This window comes from Flavimaribacter sediminis (assembly GCF_019492055.1).
Taxonomy (GTDB): domain Bacteria; phylum Pseudomonadota; class Alphaproteobacteria; order Rhizobiales; family Rhizobiaceae; genus Flavimaribacter; species Flavimaribacter sediminis.
The window spans coordinates 279,308-297,865 of sequence record NZ_JAICBX010000005.1 but is presented as its reverse complement, the minus strand read 5'-3'; the positions used below and the strand labels follow the sequence as shown (position 1 = coordinate 297,865).

Genomic DNA, 18,558 nt, shown 5'->3' with positions numbered 1-18,558 from the left:
TCCATGACCGAAGCTGAGAAGGCTCCGCTGACCATTCGCCTGTGTGGACCGCGCGGCTTTTGCGCTGGCGTTGACAGGGCGATCCAGATCGTCGTTCTTGCGCTCAAGAAATACGGCGCGCCCGTCTATGTGCGCCACGAGATCGTCCACAATCGCTATGTCGTCGAGGGTCTTCAGGCGCGCGGCGCCGTGTTTGTGGAAGAGCTCTACGAGATTCCAGAGGAACACTATCGCCAACCGGTGATCTTTTCAGCCCATGGCGTGCCGAAGTCGGTTCCCGCCGATGCGCGCGAACGCAACCTGTTTTATCTGGATGCTACCTGTCCGCTGGTTTCCAAGGTTCACAAGCAGGCCATGCGTCACCAGAGGCTCGGTCGGCACGTGGTTCTGATCGGACACGCCGGACATCCGGAAGTGATCGGAACGATGGGGCAGCTGCCGCCGGAAGCCGTGAGCCTCATAGCGACCGAACAGGACGCCGAAACCTACCAGCCGACTGATCCCGACGCGCTCGGTTTTGTAACCCAGACGACCCTGTCGGTCGAGGATACGGCCGGCATCATCAAGGTTCTGCAGCGGCGGTTTCCAAATCTGGCTGCGCCGGCCGCTGAATCCATCTGTTATGCGACGACCAACCGCCAGGAGGCCGTCATGGCGGCGGCGCCCGACTGCGACCTGTTCGTCATCGTCGGCGCGCCGAACTCGTCAAATTCACGACGGCTTGTCGAGGTGGCGAGCCGCTTTGGCGCGCATGATTCCATTCTGGTGCAAAGAGCATCTGAAATTCCGTGGGACAGGATCGATGACACACAGTCTTTGACCGTCGGTCTGTCAGCCGGAGCTTCGGCGCCCGAGATCATCGTCGACGAGATCATCGACGCCTTCAAGTCGCGGTTCGACGTTCGAATAGAACTGGCCGAGACTGCCATCGAAAACGAGAATTTTCCGGTCATGCGGGATCTGCGAGACATTGAACTGACCGATTCCGATATGGCCTTCGTCAATGGCGACAAACCGCGCGATGCGCCTGCGCCCCGTCCGCGCAGCCTGGCCCGCGCCGGAACCGAATAAGCGTTTTTCCCTGAAAAAGCCCGTGGCGTCCCCAAACCGCCTTGCATATTGGTTGCGGGAAATTTAGTTCCGACGGGAACAACTCAGCACTGCCGCGACAAGGGGCTCGGAATTGGCCGTTTATACTGATATCTCCGAAGCGGAACTGATCGCATTCCTTAAGCAATACGATATCGGGACGCTGCTTTCTTACAAGGGCATCGCCGAGGGGGTCGAGAATTCCAACTTTCTCATGACCACCGACAGGAATTCCTTCATCCTGACGCTGTACGAAAAACGGGTCGACCGCTGCGATTTGCCGTTCTTTCTGGGACTGATGGAACATCTCGCCGACAAGTCGGTGAAGTGCCCGCTGCCGATACGCCGCAAGGATGGCGAGGCGATCGGGCAATTGGCCGGACGTCCCGCGGCCATCATCGAATTTCTGGAAGGCATGTGGCCGCGCAATCCCCAGGCTTCGCATTGCCGCGAGGTCGGGCGGGCGCTGGCGCAGATGCACAGCGCCAGCCAGGATTTTCAGCTTGAGCGCGCCAATGCGCTATCCGTGGGTGCCTGGCGGCCCCTGTGGGAGATGTCTTCGGCGCGCGCCGAAGAGGTCGAGCGCGGCATGGCGGCTGAGATTGAGAACGATCTGGTTGAGCTTGAGGAGGGCTGGCCCGTTGATCTGCCTGCCGGCGTGATCCACGCAGACCTGTTTCCCGATAATGTATTCTTCCTCTCGGACAGGCTTTCGGGCCTGATCGATTTCTATTTCGCCTGCAACGATCTCCTGGCCTATGATGTCGCCATCTGCCTCAACGCCTGGTGTTTTGAGAAAGACGGGTCTTTCAACATCACCAAGGGAATGGCCCTTTTCGACGGCTACATATCCGTGCGACCGCTTGACGATGCGGAACTGGAAGCGATGCCGTTGCTCGCAAGGGGCGCGGCCCTGCGTTTCTTTCTCACCAGACTCTATGATTGGCTGACGGTTTCCAACGACGCGAAAGTGGTCAAGAAGAACCCGGTCGAATATCTGAAATATCTCCGCTTTCATCGCCGGATCGGGAATGTCGGAGAATACGGCTATCGGGGCGTCGAATGAATTCGGTCGAAATCTTCACCGATGGCGCCTGTTCGGGCAATCCGGGGCCTGGCGGTTGGGGCGCGATTTTGCGCTACGGCAAGGTCGAAAAGGAATTGTCGGGCGGTGAAGCCGAAACCACCAACAACCGAATGGAACTGACCGCCGCGATCGAAGCGCTTGAGACGCTCAAGCGGCCCTGCAGCGTCGATCTTTACACCGACTCGTCCTATGTGAAGGACGGGATCGGCAAGTGGATACATGGCTGGAAGAAAAACGGCTGGAGAAACGCGGCTAAAAAGCCCGTGAAGAACGCCGATCTCTGGCAGGCGCTCGATGAAGTCCGCAATCGGCACGAGGTCAAGTGGCACTGGATCAAGGGCCACGCCGGACATCCGGAGAACGAGCGGGCGGACGAACTCGCCCGCCACGCCATGGAGCCTTACAAGCCTAAAGCTGCTCGATAATCGCCGCTGCGCCGGAATTGGCCACCTGGCCGGGGTTGTCTTCGACGTTGAGCGATGTGACCACGCCGTCCTCGACGATCATCGAGTAGCGTTTCGAGCGAACGCCGAGCGTTCCCGCTGACAGGTCCATATCCATGCCGATCGCTTTCGTGAAGGCTGCGTCCCAGTCAGCCACGAAGCGGATCTTTCCTGCGCCGTTGGAGGCTTTCGCCCATGCGTCCATGACGAATCCGTCATTGACGGAAAGCACCGCAATCTCGTCTACGCCCTTGGCCAGGATCGTGTCGCGGTTTTCCAGGTAGCCCGGCAAATGGTTGAGATGGCAGGTCGGCGTGAAGGCGCCCGGAACTGCGAACAGCACCACCTTTTTACCTGAAAACAGATCCTTGGTCGTCACCTCGTTCATGCCGTCGGCTGTTGCTTCCTTGAGCGTCAGTTCCGGCAGTTTGTCACCTGCTGATATCGTCACTTTTATCATCCCTTTGCTTGGCGGCTTTAGCTGCCGTCATTTGTGTGCGCCGTTATACATACTGCATCGCCAGCGTCTGTCGATGGCTCAGGGCACACTAATTTCGGTCTCGATGCTCTGACGTCCGGCTTTCGCGAGGATGACGACGCTGGCGCCGGAGAGCGTTGCGTCTTGTGGCGCGTCGAGAATAGGCGCCTGGAACGTGGTGTACCCATCCTTGGAAGCCTGTGCTTGTGGCGCGTCGAAGACCCAGCCCTGGGGACCCGTCACAAAGATTTCGATCTCATCTCCGGGCGCATGCATATTGAAGCTGACTGACTTGCCATTGTCGTCAAGCGTGACGCCGTCAATGCGAAATCCGTCATGCGGTTGAGCGGGTAATTGGCGAAATGCTGTTTCGACGAGATGCTTTTCATAATCGGTCGCTGCGTCCTGCGGCGCCACCGTCACGTTGAACTCCGCCTGTACGGGTATGCATATCTTTTCGCAGATGCCCATGAAGACGTTAACGTCGATGACGCTCTGCGTTCCGGCTTCGCGTTGATCAAGGCGGATCGGAAATGCGACCGGATAGGTGTAGCCCGCCCAGACCGCATAGCCGTCGTCGATGCGTTCGGGGGCCGGAAACTTTGTTTCGGCGGTCTCGATATTGGCGCTTTTTGCAAAATCGAGCTGCGGCGGAATGCCGGCGTCGCCCGGATCGCGCCAATAGGTTTTCCAACCCGGCAGCAGGTCGACGTCGAGAATGGCGAGGATTACGCCGTCTTCCGACGGCGGCAGTGCTGTAAGGCGCACGCGCCCGCCCTCCGTTTCAGCCCACTCGCTGCTGGCGGTATGTCCCACGACCGGCAGTGTGATGAAGGCAAGATAAAATGCAACAATGGCGGATGAGGGGGAATGAAGGATTCTTAACATGACGAGACATTAGGCGCTGTCGCGTGCGCGAACCAGTAAACTCTGTTCGCTCCGGATCATATTCGGGTGATGCCGACGCAGCAAAATCCGCCCATCCGGCCGCTCCGTCCCTTCCCATTCGCACAGAGCGTGCTAAGCTGGCGTCCATGAACATTCTTGAGGAAACCGGTCCTGAGGAAAGAGGCAATGGCTGCTTCGAAGGCCAGCTTCTTATCGCCATGCCTGGGCTAAGCGACAGCAATTTCGCCCGTACGGTGATCTATGTCTGCGCCCATTCGGAAAACGGTGCGATGGGGTTTGTCCTCAACCGTCCGCAGCAGCTCGGTTTCGACGAATTGCTCCTCCAACTGGAACTCATAGACGAGAAGGAAGCGATCACCCTGCCAGACCGGGCGCAGCGAATGCGGGTGCAGAATGGCGGGCCGGTCGATACGGGCAGGGGGTTTGTCCTCCACTCCGACAATTACACCAGCCAATCCACGATGGTTGTTGCCGAAAATCTGTGCGTGACTGCAACCACCGACATCCTGCGCGCGATCAGCGAAAACCGCGGACCCGAACAGGCGATCGTCATGATGGGCTATTCGGGCTGGGGCGCGGGGCAACTCGAAAACGAGATCAGCGCCAATGGCTGGCTAACCTGTCCGGCCACCGCCGATTTCATTTTCGGCGAAGCCATCGACGACAAATACGACCAGGCCTTTGCCTGTCTCGGCATAGATCCGGTCATGCTTTCAAGCGAGTGCGGTCAGGCCTGAGGCTTTTTCCACCTTCAATTTGAATCAGGTAAGCGTGAAGTGTTCGCGCAGCAGCTTGATTACGGAGTCCTTTTCGATGGGTGGTCCGAAGATAAAGCTCTGCGCGTAGTCGCAGCCCATTTCAGCCAGTTCGTCGGCGTCCTCCGTGGTTTCGATGCCTTCGGCGACGATGCTCATTTCAAGATCCTGCGCCATCGCGATGATCGAGCGCAGCAGCACGAACTGTTTGTCGTTCGGGCTGCGAACCAGTGACTGATCGAGTTTGATCGTGTCGAAGGGAAACCGCGTCAGATATGACAAGGAGGAATGACCGGTGCCGAAGTCGTCAAGAGCAAGCCGAATGCCGAGCTGCTTGAGACGCTCCAGAATTCGCGCCGCCTGTTCAGGATTTTGCATCACGACGGTTTCTGTCAGTTCCAGCTTGATGTTGCCGGGTTGGCATCCGGTCTTGGTAAGCACCGAGCGCACATCGGTATAGAGTTCGTTGCGCAGCAACTGGTTGCTTGAAAGATTGACCGAAACGAACAGCGGGAGTTCTCCAATCGCCCTTTGCCACTCCCCGAAATCCTCGCAGGCCTTCTGCAACGCGAACATCCCGAGGCGGTTGATCAGATCGGAATTCTCTGCAATCGGAATGAACTCGCTGGGCGGAATGCTGCCGCGGCGCGGGTGCTCCCAGCGCATCAGCGCCTCGAAACCTGCGATGTCGTGGCTCTCGATATCGACGATGGGCTGGTAGACCATCGAGATTTCCTTGCGCTCGAGCGCCCGTCTCAGGTCGGATTCGATTTGCAGCTTGTCGGTGCCGGCGTTTCGGAAAGCCGGACGGAAGGGTTCGATCCGGTTCCCGCCGGCGCGTTTGGCCTGGTACATGGCCAGTTCCGCGTCCTTGACCAGATCCTGCGGAGAGGACTTCTCGTCGACCCATGTCACGAGGCCGATCGAGGTCGTCAGGATGATTTCCTTCTGACTAAAATTGATCGGCACCATGATCGCCTTGTTTATGCCTTCCGCAAAGGCCGCGACCTTGGCCGGGTCCTGTTCGGACAGCAGGATCAGGCCAAACTGGTCGCCGCTGATGCGCGCAAGCGTGTCGTGCGGTTTCAACAGCCGCTTCAGGCGTCGGGCGATCGTCAGCAAAATCGTGTCCCCGGCGGAAATGCCAAGTTCATCGTTGACCTGCTTGAACCGGTCGATGTCGATGGCGAAAATCGTCGGTCTGACGCTGTCTTCGGCGCTCGCCAGAGCGATAATGGCGTCCAGCCGGTCGACGAATAATTCGCGGTTCGGCAAACCGGTCAGGTTGTCGTGCACGGCGTCGTGCAGCAGTCGCTCTTCCGAACTCTTTTGTTCCGTGACGTCGATCAAAGTGCCCACGCAACGAATTACTTCGCCGTCCGAGCCAACGACAGGTCGCGCGCGCAGGGTCAGCCAGTGATAGTGCCCGTCCTCCGCCCGTATGCGAAACTGGTGGTTGATCCGTCCGCGCCGATGCTCGAGCACGACGTCGAGCGTGGTGCGGAAACGGTCACGGTCGTCCGGGTGGATGCGCGGCAGCCAGTTTCTGGCCGGGCCGAAAAGGCTGCCGGGCGTCATGCCGAGTTGCCAGCTTACATCCGGCATGGTGACGATCCTGTCGCGCGAAACGTCCCAGTCCCACACGATATCGCCAGAACCGGTCAACGCCAGCGACTGGCGTTCGAGATCACTGAACAGTCCTTGCTGGTGCACCCCGCCGGCGAAAGCGTGCTGCATCACTGTAAAGCCGATGAGAAGCACGATCAGCACCAGCCCGCCGCCAAGCGCAGGCTGCACGATGTCATTGGCCAGCTGGCCGGTGACCGTCAGCCACGCACCGAACAGCCAGCATATGATCAAGACCCAGGTGGGGATCAGCATGATGGCGCGGTCGTAGCGGTTGAGGCACAGATACGCGATAAGGGCGGTGCCCGCGATCACTGTGGCGGCGAAGGAGAACCGGGCGATTCCGGCGGCGATCGAAGGATCGTAAATCGCGACGCCGGAAAGAATGCCGAGCCCGACGATCCAGGTCAGCGTCGCAAAGCTCAAATTGGCGTGCCAGCGATTGAGATTGAGATAGGTGAAGAGAAAGATCACCAGACCTGCCGCAAGCGTTATCTCCGTGCCGGCGCGCCATATGCGCTCATCCGTGGGGGTCGTGCTCACGAGTTTCGCCAGAAACCCGAAATCCACGCAAATATAGGCGAGCACCGCCCAGGCGAGCGCTGCGGTCGCAGGCAATACGGATGTGCCCTTCACGACAAAAAGGATGGTCAGGAAAACGGCGAGAAGACCGGCGATCCCCAATACGATGCCTCGATAGAGCGTGAAGGAATTGATGGTGTCCTTGTAGGCTTCCGGCTCCCAGAGATACAGCTGCGGCAGTTTCGGCGAAGCCATTTCCGCGACGAATGTGATGATCGAACCGGGGTTGAGCGTCAGCCGGAATATGTCCGCCTCGTCGCTCTGCTCGCGGTCAAGCGCGAATCCCTCGCTTGGCGTAATCGATGTGATCCTGTTGGAGCCGAGGTCCGGCCAGAAGAGCCCGGAGCCGACAAGCCTGAAATGCGGCGCGACGATCAGCCTGTCGATTTGTTCGTCGGTGACGTTGGCGAGTGAAAAGACGGCCCAGTCGCCGGAGTGATTGTCGGAACTGGCCCGAACCTCGATGCGTCGCACGATGCCGTCGGCGTCAGGCGCGGTTTGTGTCTGAAATGCGCTGCCCTGTTCGGAGAAGATCTCGGTCGTGGTCGTCAGGTCGAGCGCGTTGTCGTCCCTGGAGATCTTGACTGGCTCCGCCGCCTGTACGGCCACGGCCAGCGTCAGCACGCAAACAAACGCCGCTGCCGCGTTCAGACAGAACGCCGCGCAGGTTCTGAAATAACTAATCAGATGAACTAAAATTCTGTTTTGCATCTAGCGCGAGACACTTTCAAATCGAAATGATCCCTCAAAGCTCGCCCAATTGCATATTGCCGGCGAAAAAGCCGGTGATACGCCGCCATTCCTGCAGTGCCCAGGATCGGCTGCCAATGAAGGAACGCCTATCCTTTGCGAAGATCGTTTCCGCCGCATGTCGTTACGGCGCGCCGAGGTCTGCGTTCCCACATGAACGCCGGTCAACCCGCTTGCCGTTTCGCTCGCCGAACCTGTCTTCAGCCAACAGAGCATATAGACTATGATCTCGCCATCTGCCATTGATTTTCAAATATCCCCTCAAAAAGCCTTCATACTGAAAGCCGGCCTTTTCAAGGAGTTTCACGGATCGTGTGTTTTCCGGAATACAGGCAGCTTCAATTCTGTGCAACCGCAGTGTCTCGAAGATATAGGGTTGCACGGCTTCGATAGCCTTCAACATCCAGCCTTGTCCGGAGTGCTCCTCGCCCATCCAGTAGCCGATCATGCAGCTTTGCACCGCGCCGCCGCGAATGTTGCCAATGTTGAGACCTCCCAGCAGAGCGTTGTCTTCTGTCCGGAAAAGGAACAATGGCACGGCCCGGCCTTCAGCGAAATCGGCCCTGTAGCGGCGCACCAAACCCAGGTAGGAGCGCCGGGACAAGTAGTCCAGCGCCCAGTTTGGCTCCCAGGGTTCGAGAAAGGAGCGGCTGTTGCTTCTGAGTTCGTACCAGGCGCGATAGTCGCGTCCTTCGGGACGGCGCAGGAAAAACCCGTTTCCGCCGATGTGCGGCGTAGTGGCGAACCGGTTGAATATGCGCATATCACCTGGATATCCGGAGAGCTATCCGAGAGCAGAACGGGGCAAACCCTGAGCGGTGGACAGGCTGCCCGAAATTTCTTCCATGGACATCAGCCGGTCGAGAGGCCCGACGGCCGAGAGCGTCAGCGGTGAATCGAAAAACAGGCGCGCCGCCAGGTCGGTCAGTCTCTGTGTCGTTATGTTCTCCAGCCGCTCCATCAGTTCCTCGTTGGGGATGGGGCGGCCGAACAACAGCATCTGCCGGGCGATCTGGCTTGCGCGCGCCGCGGGACTTTCCTGCGCCATCAGCAGGCCGGACCGGAATTGCGCCCGGGCTCTTTCGATTTCCGGTTCGTCGATCCTGTCGGCGACCTTGCGCATTTCGTCAAGGATGACCGGAACGAGTTCGGGAATGTCCTCTTCGCCGGTCGCCGCGTGCACGGCGAACACGCCTGTGTCTGAAAATCCCCAATGCAGCGCATAGATCGAATAGCAAAGACCGCGATGTTCGCGGACTTCCTGGAACAGCCGGGACGACATGCCGCCGCCGATGAGATTGGCCAGTACGTTCGAGGCGTAGAAATCTTTCGCGTGGTAGGCGCGCCCCTCGAAGCCAATCAGCAGCTGCGCATCCATGAGCTTCCGGGTTTCCCGGTATTCGCCGCCGGTATATTTCGCTTCGACCTTCTCCGGCGTTTCGGTCGACGAGGACGCGATCGACCCAAAGCGGTCTTCGGCCAGTTTCACGATCGCATCGTGATCAACAGCTCCGGCGGCGACAAGGATCATCTTGTCGGCGGTGTAATTGCGCCTGAGGTAGGTTCTGATCTGGTCGGAAGTGAACGAGTTGACGGTGTCCGGCGTCCCCAGGATCGGCCTGCCGATGGTCTGGTCGCGAAAGGCGGTTTCCGAAAAATGGTCGAAAACGACGTCGTCGGGCGTGTCGGTGGCCGCGCCGATTTCCTGCAGGATGACGTGTTTCTCACGCTCCAGTTCAACCGAGTCGAACACCGAGTCCGTCAGGATGTCCGACAGGATGTCGATGGCGAGCGGCACATTGTCCTTGAGGATTCTCGCATAATAGGCGGTCGTCTCCACCGATGTGGAGGCGTTCACCTCTCCGCCGACATTCTCTATTTCCTCGGCGATCTGTCTGGCGGTGCGCGTATGCGTGCCCTTGAAGGCCATGTGCTCCAGCAGATGGGCTATGCCATGCTCGCCCTGGCGTTCGTCGCGCGAGCCGGCGTTCAGCCACACTCCGAGAGCGGCGCTTTCCAGGTGGGGCATGTGTTCGGTAACGACCGTCATCCCGTTCGCGAGCCGGGTACACTCAACTGACATACTATGTTCCGCGTTCTTCAACGGGCAGCGCGGGCATTTCGGGCAATGTAGCTCTCGACCGCTTCGAGATCTGGCTGCAACCTTTCGAATTTCTCCTCCCGATGCATCAGGTCAGAGAGCCACGAAGGAAGGGCCGGGTCAATACCGCAAGCCGAAATTACTGCGTCGGGAAACTTGGCCGGATGGGCTGTCGCCAGCGTAATCATGGGCGCGTTGGGCTTTTCGAAACGATGTGAGACGTGCACACCGGCCGCCGAATGCGGATCGAGCAGATAGCCGCTTTCCTCCATTGTCGAGCGGATGATCGCCGCCACCTGCTTTCGGGTCGCCTTGCCTGCGGAGAAATCCTTGCGGATGCGCTTCAGAGCATCGGCCCCGATGGTAAAGGCGCCGGACTGGGTCAGTCCCGCCATGGCCTGTTTCACGCTCTGTGCGTCGCGCCCGAATGCATCGAAAAGCAGCCTTTCGAAATTGGATGATATCTGGATATCCATCGAAGGCGATGTTGTGTGTACGACGCCGCGGGTTTCGTAGCGCCCGGTCCTGAGCGCCCGCGCAAGGATGTCGTTCTCATTGGTCGCAATGACCAGCTTGGCGATTGGAAGTCCCATGCGCTTGGCGCAATATCCGGCGAAAATGTCGCCGAAGTTGCCGGTCGGAACCGTGAACGAAACCTTGCGGTCCGGGGCGCCCAGGCTGATCGCCGTGGTGAAGTAGTAAACAATCTGGGCCATGATGCGCGCCCAGTTGATCGAGTTCACGCCTGAAACCTTCATGCTGTCGCGAAAACGCATGTCGTTGAACATCGCCTTCACCAGATTCTGGCAATCGTCGAACGTGCCGTCGATCGACAGGGCGTGAACATTGCTCTCGCCGGAGGTCGTCATCTGCCGTTGCTGCACCGGCGAAACCCGTCCGTGCGGAAACAGGATGAAGATATCGGTGTTGTCGCGACCGGCGAACGCCTCGATCGCGGCGCCTCCGGTGTCGCCGGACGTTGCGCCCACGATCGTGGCCTTGTCGCCGCGCTCCTGAAGCGCGTTGTCCATCAGCCGCGCAAGCAACTGCATGGCGATGTCCTTGAAGGCAAGCGTCGGTCCGTGAAAGAGCTCCATGACGAAACTGTTCGGGCCAGACTGGACGAGCGGCGCCACCGCCGGGTGACGGAATGTCGCATAGGCCCCATCGATCATGGAACGGAACGCATCCGGCTCGATGTCGCCCTCGACGAAGGGCAGGAGAATCTCGAACGCGATCTCCTGGTAGCTCTTGCCGCGCAGTTTGCGAATCTCCCGTTTTGAAAGCTCTGGCCAGCTTTCAGGCACGTAAAGACCGCCGTCGCGGGCAAGCCCTGCGAGGAGCGCGTCGTTGAAGCCGAGGGCCGGAGCATCGCCCCTGGTCGATATATATTGCAAGCTCGTTTACCTGTATGGATTCATCCGGCATTTCGGTCGGAAGGTGTTGTGGTGCAGCGTGGCGCTGGTATAGAACATCGCAAGATTACGTAAAAGGCCCGCACCACAAATTGGACCATCTTGTTGGTTATCATCTGTCCGGTCGGGGGAAGTGAAAGTCGATTATGGTGTCATTACAGTCTGTTCGCGGTTTCGCATTGGTTTCGCTTATGGCTCTCGTCGCGGGGTGCAACACCTCCGGCAATACCGGCGGCGCCGGCGCCATTGACGAAAAACTTGGAGCAAAGGTCGTCCAGGGCGGTTGTCCCAGCGTGCAGCTGAGGGACGGCACCGCCTATATCCGCAGATACGCCCGGGGCGGTGAGGATGATCCGCAGAAGATCGTCTACCAGGCGTCGATCACTGACACGACGCGTCAGTGCTCGATCACCGGCAGCCAAATGAACATCACCGTCGTCGCGGCTGGCCATGTGGCCGCCGGCCCGGCCGGTGGAGCAGGCGTCGTCAAGATGCCGATCCGCGTCGCCGTCGTCGAAAACGGTACAAACAACGTGATCTATTCGGAGCTCACGCAGTTCGAAACCTCGCTGCCGGAAGGCGCGCCGACTGCGCAGTTCCTGTTCAACGATTCCAACATTAATATCCCGATCAGCGCTTCGCGGTCTGTCCGCGTCTTTGTCGGTTTCGACGAAGGGCCTCCCAAACGGAGCTGATCTTGTGGCGTCTTGCCGATCTCACCAGATTTCCTGCTTGCGTCGTGAGAGAAAAAATCCGCGACCGGTTTTGTTGCGGCAAGTCAGACCGGTGCGTTCCGACGTACAGGTGATATCGCCGAAGTCAGCGGAAGCGCCGTAATCAGCGATGTCGGAATAATCGACGCCCTTGGGCGCTTCTCCGCATGTCATACACGCGGGACCAGACCCTTCAAGCGTGAATTCATGGCCCCAGACGCCGGCGCATGACGCCGGTTTCGGCAGTGCGAATTCACCGCTTCTGGAAACGATCGTGCAGCCGATGGCACCGCCGCCGCTTACATAGCCGTTGCAATAGATATTTCCTGACGGCGTCATGAAGCCGAAACCGTCGGCCAGGGCGGCGCCGGAGGTCAGCGTTAGCGTCAGAATTCCGAGAAAACAACGCGTGATCATTCCCGCCGGGAGAGGCCGCCTTAATACCATTTCCGCCATATAATGCAGGTGAACAGCCCCTTATTGGTTTCGATATCGGAGCGGCTGACAACGATGGCGCCGCGGCGCTTGTACTTCTTGTACTCCGGTTCGATGTTTTTCCAGAAGTCGGTGTAGATGTAATAAATGCTCTGCGTGCCTGTGCTCCCATACTCAATTTTCGCATAGGGTCGACTGTTTTCCAGTTTGCATTCGATTTTTTTGTAGACCAGTCCCTGTCCCTTGCCGCGGTTTATCAGCGCGTTGAATTCGCGAATCTGCTTCTTGTTCGTCAGGTCGATCCAGCCTGTCGATTTCGCCAGGGCTGACGCGGGAAGCAGGGCAGCGGCGAGCAGTCCGAAAATCAGCAGTCTAAGCATGACAGTATCCTTCGAAATGTAATGAATGGCGCTCAATATTCAGTCAGCAGGTCTGAACCAGATGACACAGGATAGAGTGCCATTCTTCGTCTTGACGTTGGATCGCGAGCGGTACCGGATCTTCAACCGTTTCTGTTCCGGTTCTGAAATCCATGCATCGACTTTCTGCTTGGAATCGATCATGACTCCATAGAATCCGCCGGACATCACCATGTTGTAATTGACCTTGACGTAGACCTTGCCATTTTCCTGTTTGCACTGAATTGACTTGTAGGTTTCGTACACTCCGAAATTATGCTTGGCTGCAGCCAGCGCCGCTCTGAGTTCTCTCTCGTTGTTGAAATCGATCCATCCTGTGGTTCCGGCGGAAGCAGTGAGCGGCCAGAACAACAGGCCAACAAGCGAAACAGCACAAACTAGTAGGCGCACAATAAAGAACTCCCGAAAATTGTCTCTATCTATACAACCGATAATTGCCAAATTAACATCGCAACGCAATATAAAACTCGTGAAATATTGGTGGAATGGATCAGAATGTATCTGACCATCCGGACAATGCTTCAACCACGGCCGGAAGATCGACCAGTCGGTTGATCACCGTTTCCGCGCCGGCCGCCGTCAGGGTGTCTGCATGCGAGGGATAGCTGTGCGAGGCCCCGGTAAACCCGACAACCCGCATGCCTGCGGCTTTCGCCCCGGCGACGCCATGTGCGGAATCTTCGACCACGATCGCGTTGACCGGGCGCACATTCATGGTTTCCGCGGCATGCAGAAAGACGTCGGGCGCGGGCTTGGGCCGCTTTTCGCCAACCTCGCGCGATGAAAATATATTCGGTTCGAACAGCCCCAGGTCGCCGGTGCGCTTCAGCATTGCCCTGATTCTCTTCGGCGACGAGTTGGAACAGACGCAGCGGGGCAGGCCGGTTTTCAGGGCGGCGAATTTTACGCCGGCGATCGGCTTGACGTCCCGCGCCAGTTTCTTGTCGAGGATCGTCTCGGAGGCTTCCAGAAGCGAGGCCTGCAGCGGAATGTCGGCTTCCGCCTCGACGGTCAACAGGATGTCTTTCCAGGTCATCCCGGAAAACCGTTCCGCAACCGTCGCCGCGTCGATCGGGTATCCGGCCTCGGTCAGCAGTTTGGCGTCCACCTGCGCGGCGATAATTTCTGAATCCACGAGGACGCCGTCGCAATCAAAGACGATGAGGTCAAAACCTGCCATTTATTTTCCCGCTGCTTGTTGGCTTTTGTTCCGGTGGGGAGTCCGGAATGGTGCGGCGCCCGGGGATTACACCATTGTCGTGGCCGCGACAACGCCGGCGAATTCATGAGAGCCGGCGCTACGCGCGCGGCGTTTTCTATTTGATAACCATATTGGGCGAACATGTCGCCAGTTCAACGAGTAAGCGTATTCGGGTGTCCATGTTTGTACTTTCTCCTGCAGAGCTCGCCGGCGGTTCCGACTCCGGCTTTTTCCTGAATTCCATCATCAAAGGCGATTGCGTTGCTGCGCTCGAGGCGCTGCCGGAACATTCCGTGGATGTGATCTTCGCAGACCCGCCCTACAATTTGCAGCTCGGCGGCGATCTCCACAGGCCCGACCAGTCCAGGGTCGACGCGGTGACTAACGCCTGGGACAGGTTCGATTCCTTCGCGGCCTATGACGCTTTCACGCGCGCATGGCTGCTTGCCTGCAGGCGTGTCCTGAAGCCGAGCGGGACGATATGGGTCATCGGCTCCTACCACAACATCTTCCGCGTCGGCGCGATTTTGCAGGACCTGAATTTCTGGATCCTCAACGACATTGTCTGGCGCAAGACCAATCCGATGCCGAATTTCCGCGGCCGCCGGTTCCAGAATGCGCACGAAACCATGATTTGGGCGAGCCGTGACAGTTCGGCCCGCAACTACACTTTCAACTACGAAGCCATGAAGGCCGCCAACGAAGACGTTCAGATGCGGTCCGACTGGCTTTTCCCGATCTGCAGCGGCGGCGAGCGGCTGAAGGGTGAGGACGGCAAGAAACTGCACCCCACCCAGAAGCCTGAAGCGCTTCTCGCCCGCGTTCTGATGTCATCGTCGAAGCCCGGCGACGTGGTTCTCGATCCCTTCTTCGGATCCGGCACGACAGGCGCGGTGGCCAAGCGCCTCGGCCGTACCTTCGTCGGCATAGAACGCGAACAGGACTACATCGACGCCGCAACGCGCCGAATTGCGGAGGTCACGCCGCTGGGCAACGCCGAATTGACCGTCATGACCGGCAAGAAGGCGGAGCCGCGCGTTGCGTTCAGCGTTCTGGTCGAAGCTGGTCACATCCAGCCTGGCGCAACCCTGCAATGTGCGAAAGGACGCCACAGCGCCACTGTCAGGGCCGACGGAACGCTGGTCAGCGGCGACATGTCGGGGTCGATCCATCGTGTCGGCGCCCAGGTGCAGGGCCTCGACGCCTGCAACGGCTGGACCTTCTGGCACTATCCCGACGGCCGTGAACTGGCGCCGATCGACAATCTGCGCAAGGTCATCCGTCAAGAGATGGCGAAGGCCGGCGTCTGAAATCCGTGTTCAAACCTTCACGCCGTATTTTTCGAGTTCGGCGAGCAAGTCGGGCGCGCTTTTGAAGTGAATAGCTTTCCAGCCGGCTGCGCGCGCGCCTTCGACGTTGGGGTGGCTGTCATCGATGAACAGGCTGTTCGCCGGATCGAGGTCGAAGTTTTCCACATGGCTTTCGTAGATTGCGACATCCGGTTTGATCAGACCGATATCGCCTGACACGGTCACGCCGCGCGGTTCCTTGAGAAAGGTGAAGCGCTCCTGGGCCTCCCGGAACGTGTCGGAGGCGAAATTGGTCAGCATTGTCACGTCGTAGCCGTTGCTCATCAGGCTTCGCATGACATCGACGCTGTCGTCATAGGCGTGCGGCACCATCTCGTGCCAGTTCAGCCGGAACGCCCGGATGCGTTCCTCGTGGTCAGGGTGTTCGGCGATCAGATGCGCTTCAGCCTCTTCCCAGCTTCGCCCGCGATCCTGCTCGATGTTCCAGTCATGGGTGCAGACATTGTCGAAAAACCACTGTCTTTCCGTCTCGTCGGGGATGATCCGGCTGAAGGGGATGTGCGGGTCGTAGTGGAGCAGCACCTTGCCGATATCGAAGACAATGTGGCGAACCGGATCGTTCATAAGACGATAATCCTTCCGTAGGCTTCACGAGATTTCAGGAGATAGCAGCCGCTATCGCCTTTTTCATGACCGTTGGCAACGCTTCGCCGTCGATTTCTCCGGGCGGAGACCACCAAGCGCTTTCAAGCGGAGGGTTCGCCTTGACGTCCGCGCGATAGACGTCAAGTCGCAATTCGAAATGTGTGAAAACATGCTTGATACTGCCTTTCGCCTGCCAGTCGGCGGAAAACGGCGCGGCTTGCGGGCCGGTGGCGCCGTCTCTCCTTGCGGTCCAGTCCGTAGTCGGAACCTCGCTCATGCCCGCAAGCAGACCGCTGTCCGGCCGCCTTCGCAACAAAATGGCGCCAGCGCTGTCAACAGCGACGAAGGCCGCGCCGCGACGCACAGGTTTTGCCTTTTTCGCGGGTTTGACGGGATAAAGCTCCGGGTCGGAAGAGGCGAGCGCCTCGCAGTCGGAATTGAAAGGGCAGAGCGCACAGGCCGGTCGTTTCGGCGTGCACAGCCTGGCGCCGAGGTCCATGAGGGCTTGGGCGAAATCGCCCGGCCGCTCCTCCGGCGTCATATCGTGAACGATCGCCTTGATTTCGGTTTTCGCGGCCGGCAGGGGCGTGTCGATGGCGTTGAGGCGTGAAATCACCCGCTCGATATTGCCGTCGACAACGGCCGCATGGCTGTCGAAAGCAATGGCCGCGATCGCCGCCGCCGTATAGTCGCCGATGCCTGGCAGATTCTTGAGCGCCTCGGTCGTCTGCGGAAACCGGCCGCCATGGTCGCGCATGATGGTGTCGGCGCATTTCTTCAGGTTTCTCGCGCGACTATAATAACCGAGGCCGGCCCATGCCTTCAAAACATCCTCTTCACTGGCCGCGGCAAGCTCGGAGATCGTCGGCCAGCGCTTCAGAAAATCCGCAAAATAGGGTTTGACCGCCTGCACGGTCGTTTGTTGCAACATGATCTCCGACAGCCATATTCGATAGGGATCGGGCCGTTCTCCGCGGTTCCTGTCCTGCGGCGAAACCCGCCACGGAAGGCTGCGGTGATGCTTGTCATACCAGTTGAGGAGAGTTTCGGCGTGCGCCGTGGTAGAGTGGTTCATGGAAGCCGCCGGCATTGCAGTGGGTCCATTCGACTTGTAGAGTGCGTCAAGGCATTTTCAATGCCGTGTGGTGGAAAACTCGGTTGCGCACGAATGGTCAAGAACGCCGGCACGAAGCAGATCAGCGAAATCGCCAATGCGCTGATTGATCCCGTTCTGGCGAAACGCGCCGGCATCAACACCATGTTGCTCGGCATGTGGGACGAGGTGGTCGGACCCGACTATGTCGATTGCACCCGGCCGGAAGCCATCAAATGGCCGCGCAGGAGCGGGCCGGACGAGCAATTCGTCCCCGGCGTGCTGACGATCGCCTGTGAAGGCGCCAGGGCTCTCTTTCTTGCGCACGAAACCGATCAGCTTATCCAGCGGCTCAACGCGGTTTTCGGATTTCCGGCAGTCGACAGGGTAAAAATCGTCCAGAAGCCCGTGTCGGCCCAGCCACGCCGAGCGGCCCGAGTCAGGCCAATGGCTCCCGAACAGCAGGGCAGGCTCGATCGGATGCTCGAACAGATCGAGGATGACAGGCTGCGGCAGGCTCTGGACAGGCTCGGCAAGGCGGTAATGACGCAGCCGGACGCGCCGCGGCGATAACACGTCTGTGAATCGATCCCAAAACGGTTGTTCTGCCGCATTTATGGCTATATGTGTCCCTTCCGAGTGGCTGGAAATCAGGGAAATTACAAATGTCGTCAAATGCGAACACCGTTGTCCGGAACATGACCAAACTGGCTGGAGCAACGGCTCTGGCGATCGCGCTTGCGGCATGCTCTGACAGCGGCGGAAACAAGACCGCCGAGACGATGGCGCCCGCTACGTCGACATCGCAGATGAGCGCCGACAATTCGATCACCACAGGCGCCATCTCCGACGGTGAGACGAAGCAGACATCAGCTGCCTCCTCCGCCGAAGAAACCGTTCAGGTCGCCCAGGCAAGCACCAGTAGCTCGGTCGATCTGCCGTCATCGGACGGTAGCGTCGATATGGACGCTGTCCTTGAGCCGGGTCCGATGGAAGAAATGTATCTCGGCGACGCGGACGCCCCGGTCAAGATCGTTGAATACATGTCGATGACGTGTCCGCATTGCGCGGCCTTCCACAACAACACGTTCAAGCCGATCATCGAAAAATATGCGGACAGCGGCAAGATCCAGTTCATCGTGCGGGAATTCCCGTTTGATCCGCGCGCGACCGCGGCGATCATGCTGGCGCGGTGCGCGCCCGACGACAAGTTTTTCCCGATGGTCGAGGTTCTGATGCAGCAGCAGCAGAACTGGGCGCGCGCCCAGGATGCGCGCACCGCGCTGCTGAATATCGCCAAACTTGCGGGTTTTACACAGGAGACCTTTGAGGCCTGCTTGACGAACCAGCAGCTTGTAGACGATGTGAATACAGTAAAAAACAAGGCTGTTCAGGAATTTGGCGTCACATCCACACCGACTTTCCTGATCAATGGAAACCGGTATTCGGGGAACATGTCAGTTGACCAGATGTCGGCCCTTATCGACAGTATGCTTTGACACCTCCC

Annotated in this window: 20 protein-coding genes; 8 read left to right on the top strand and 12 right to left on the bottom strand. The window is 58.8% G+C overall.

The window, feature by feature from the left end; all coding sequences use genetic code 11:
• Nucleotides 1-3: 3 nt before the first annotated feature.
• From ispH to rnhA, 3 genes are all read left to right on the top strand, one after another.
• Nucleotides 4-1,071 (top strand): 4-hydroxy-3-methylbut-2-enyl diphosphate reductase, encoded by a 1,068-nt coding sequence (gene ispH / locus K1W69_RS23295; protein WP_220230858.1) that lies wholly within the window; start codon nt 4-6, stop codon nt 1,069-1,071.
• Nucleotides 1,072-1,183: 112 nt separating this feature from the next.
• Nucleotides 1,184-2,155 carry a homoserine kinase gene (locus K1W69_RS23290; RefSeq protein WP_220230857.1) on the top strand — a complete coding sequence of 324 codons (972 nt, stop codon included), beginning with the start codon at nt 1,184-1,186 and terminating at the stop codon, nt 2,153-2,155.
• Nucleotides 2,152-2,601: a ribonuclease HI gene (rnhA, locus tag K1W69_RS23285; RefSeq protein WP_220230856.1), complete on the top strand. Its 450-nt coding sequence runs from the start codon at nt 2,152-2,154 to the stop codon at nt 2,599-2,601. Before K1W69_RS23290 ends, rnhA begins: the two co-directional genes overlap by 4 nt.
• On the opposite strand, the gene K1W69_RS23280 is transcribed toward rnhA, so the two are convergent.
• Together K1W69_RS23280 and K1W69_RS23275 are read right to left on the bottom strand one after the other, a co-directional pair.
• On the bottom strand, nt 2,585-3,070 hold the full coding sequence (locus K1W69_RS23280; protein ID WP_220230855.1) for a peroxiredoxin: 486 nt from the start codon (nt 3,068-3,070) through the stop codon (nt 2,585-2,587). The two genes, rnhA and K1W69_RS23280, sit on opposite strands and share 17 nt — an antisense overlap.
• A gap of 87 nt (nt 3,071-3,157) precedes the next feature.
• The gene (locus K1W69_RS23275) at nt 3,158-3,865 is read right to left on the bottom strand and encodes a protein-disulfide reductase DsbD domain-containing protein (RefSeq protein WP_220230854.1); all 708 of its coding nucleotides are present in this window, start codon (nt 3,863-3,865) and stop codon (nt 3,158-3,160) included.
• 266 nt (nt 3,866-4,131) lie between these two features.
• Here K1W69_RS23275 and K1W69_RS23270 point away from each other — a divergent pair, with 266 nt between their 5' ends.
• A complete protein-coding gene (locus K1W69_RS23270; RefSeq protein WP_220230853.1) occupies nt 4,132-4,743 on the top strand; it encodes a YqgE/AlgH family protein in 612 nt (203 codons plus the stop codon).
• Nucleotides 4,744-4,767: 24 nt separating this feature from the next.
• Here the strand turns inward: K1W69_RS23270 and K1W69_RS23265 are convergent, their stop codons facing one another.
• From K1W69_RS23265 to thrC, 4 genes are all read right to left on the bottom strand, one after another.
• A complete protein-coding gene (locus K1W69_RS23265) occupies nt 4,768-7,680 on the bottom strand; it encodes an EAL domain-containing protein (RefSeq protein WP_220230852.1) in 2,913 nt (970 codons plus the stop codon).
• A gap of 163 nt (nt 7,681-7,843) precedes the next feature.
• A complete protein-coding gene (locus K1W69_RS23260) occupies nt 7,844-8,482 on the bottom strand; it encodes a GNAT family N-acetyltransferase (RefSeq protein ID WP_220230851.1) in 639 nt (212 codons plus the stop codon).
• Nucleotides 8,483-8,503: 21 nt separating this feature from the next.
• Complete coding sequence (locus K1W69_RS23255; RefSeq protein WP_220230850.1) at nt 8,504-9,802, bottom strand: M16 family metallopeptidase; 1,299 nt, start codon at nt 9,800-9,802, stop codon at nt 8,504-8,506.
• A 17-nt stretch (nt 9,803-9,819) separates the two neighbouring features.
• Complete coding sequence (gene thrC / locus K1W69_RS23250; RefSeq protein ID WP_220230849.1) at nt 9,820-11,217, bottom strand: threonine synthase; 1,398 nt, start codon at nt 11,215-11,217, stop codon at nt 9,820-9,822.
• Nucleotides 11,218-11,426: 209 nt separating this feature from the next.
• On the opposite strand from thrC, the gene K1W69_RS23245 reads away from it, so the two are divergent.
• The gene (locus K1W69_RS23245; RefSeq protein ID WP_258571303.1) at nt 11,427-11,930 is read left to right on the top strand and encodes a hypothetical protein; all 504 of its coding nucleotides are present in this window, start codon (nt 11,427-11,429) and stop codon (nt 11,928-11,930) included.
• Between the two features lie 21 nt (nt 11,931-11,951).
• On the opposite strand, the gene K1W69_RS23240 is transcribed toward K1W69_RS23245, so the two are convergent.
• The 4 genes from K1W69_RS23240 to K1W69_RS23225 all read right to left on the bottom strand — a co-directional run bounded on the left by K1W69_RS23240 (nt 11,952) and on the right by K1W69_RS23225 (nt 13,982).
• On the bottom strand, nt 11,952-12,365 hold the full coding sequence (locus K1W69_RS23240) for a DUF6636 domain-containing protein (protein WP_220230847.1): 414 nt from the start codon (nt 12,363-12,365) through the stop codon (nt 11,952-11,954).
• A 20-nt stretch (nt 12,366-12,385) separates the two neighbouring features.
• The gene (locus K1W69_RS23235) at nt 12,386-12,763 is read right to left on the bottom strand and encodes a hypothetical protein (protein WP_220230846.1); all 378 of its coding nucleotides are present in this window, start codon (nt 12,761-12,763) and stop codon (nt 12,386-12,388) included.
• 39 nt (nt 12,764-12,802) lie between these two features.
• Nucleotides 12,803-13,192 carry a hypothetical protein gene (locus K1W69_RS23230; RefSeq protein ID WP_220230845.1) on the bottom strand — a complete coding sequence of 130 codons (390 nt, stop codon included), beginning with the start codon at nt 13,190-13,192 and terminating at the stop codon, nt 12,803-12,805.
• 100 nt (nt 13,193-13,292) lie between these two features.
• The gene (locus tag K1W69_RS23225) at nt 13,293-13,982 is read right to left on the bottom strand and encodes an HAD family hydrolase (protein ID WP_220230844.1); all 690 of its coding nucleotides are present in this window, start codon (nt 13,980-13,982) and stop codon (nt 13,293-13,295) included.
• A gap of 200 nt (nt 13,983-14,182) precedes the next feature.
• Here K1W69_RS23225 and K1W69_RS23220 point away from each other — a divergent pair, with 200 nt between their 5' ends.
• Nucleotides 14,183-15,313: a site-specific DNA-methyltransferase gene (locus tag K1W69_RS23220; RefSeq protein WP_220230843.1), complete on the top strand. Its 1,131-nt coding sequence runs from the start codon at nt 14,183-14,185 to the stop codon at nt 15,311-15,313.
• Between the two features lie 9 nt (nt 15,314-15,322).
• Here K1W69_RS23220 and K1W69_RS23215 read toward each other — a convergent pair whose 3' ends face one another.
• A complete protein-coding gene (locus K1W69_RS23215; protein WP_220230842.1) occupies nt 15,323-15,937 on the bottom strand; it encodes an HAD family hydrolase in 615 nt (204 codons plus the stop codon).
• 34 nt (nt 15,938-15,971) lie between these two features.
• Entirely contained in the window at nt 15,972-17,033 is a 1,062-nt protein-coding gene (gene mutY, locus K1W69_RS23210) for an A/G-specific adenine glycosylase (protein WP_220230841.1), read from the bottom strand.
• 93 nt (nt 17,034-17,126) lie between these two features.
• Between mutY and K1W69_RS23205 the strand changes: the two genes are divergently transcribed.
• Both K1W69_RS23205 and K1W69_RS23200 read left to right on the top strand, forming a co-directional pair.
• Nucleotides 17,127-17,624, top strand: a complete 498-nt coding sequence (locus K1W69_RS23205) for a DUF721 domain-containing protein (protein ID WP_220230840.1) — start codon at nt 17,127-17,129, stop codon at nt 17,622-17,624.
• 92 nt (nt 17,625-17,716) lie between these two features.
• Nucleotides 17,717-18,550 (top strand): DsbA family protein, encoded by an 834-nt coding sequence (locus tag K1W69_RS23200; RefSeq protein ID WP_220230839.1) that lies wholly within the window; start codon nt 17,717-17,719, stop codon nt 18,548-18,550.
• The last annotated feature ends 8 nt before the right edge of the window (nt 18,551-18,558 follow it).